This window comes from Bartonella sp. TT67HLJMS, from assembly GCF_042193375.1.
GTDB classification, from domain to species: Bacteria; Pseudomonadota; Alphaproteobacteria; order Rhizobiales; family Rhizobiaceae; genus Bartonella; species Bartonella grahamii.
Map to the genome: position 1 here is coordinate 1 of NZ_JBHILP010000049.1, position 574 is coordinate 574.

Sequence of the window (574 nt, forward strand, 5' to 3'; positions counted from 1 at the left end):
CATAGTTTCTATGACGTTCTGCTTGAGCAATTTTCCTTGCTGCGTGAATTTTGAAATAATGATTATCGGTTTTATCTGTTTCTATTTCAGATTTTGGACAAATCTTCTGTCTGTTCCATTCTTGTTTTGTAAAAACAAAATCCATGCCTTCTTTTAGATCAAGCTTTTCAACACAATCATTAAACCAAGTGGAAAAATCTTGTTTCAAATGTAAGTGCCTATGCATTACATGGACATTGACCATTTGGACATAACCGATTTTGTTGTCTACCTCGTTTTCAGGCGTGAGATATCCTTCACTATGAATATGAGTATCATGTGTGGTCATAAGTTTACTCTAATCAATTATTGATGAATGAAAGAGGGCGCTTTTAAATGCGCCCTTCAGAATTTAAAGCACATCACAAGGACGTAAACGGTGTTGTTGTTCGTAAGTACCGTAAATCTCATCATTATATTTTTCGTCTGCGATCTCGTCTAAAAGTCTATTGTAAACATCACTTTCTTGTATAAAGTAATGAACCTCACTATCTTCATCGAGACGTTCGATATTTTCTTTTACATATGCTTCTGC

At 34.7% G+C, this 574-nt stretch carries 1 protein-coding gene and 1 pseudogene; both read right to left on the reverse strand.

Translation table 11 applies throughout. The features are described 5' to 3' along the window. Positions 1 to 328 (reverse strand): antA/AntB antirepressor family protein (locus tag ACFIJQ_RS08905; RefSeq protein ID WP_375629981.1); only part of this gene is annotated, 328 nt, incomplete at its 3' end. A gap of 63 nt (positions 329 to 391) precedes the next feature. Next, positions 392 to 574 (reverse strand): annotated as a pseudogene (locus ACFIJQ_RS08910) (hypothetical protein); the annotation flags it as partial.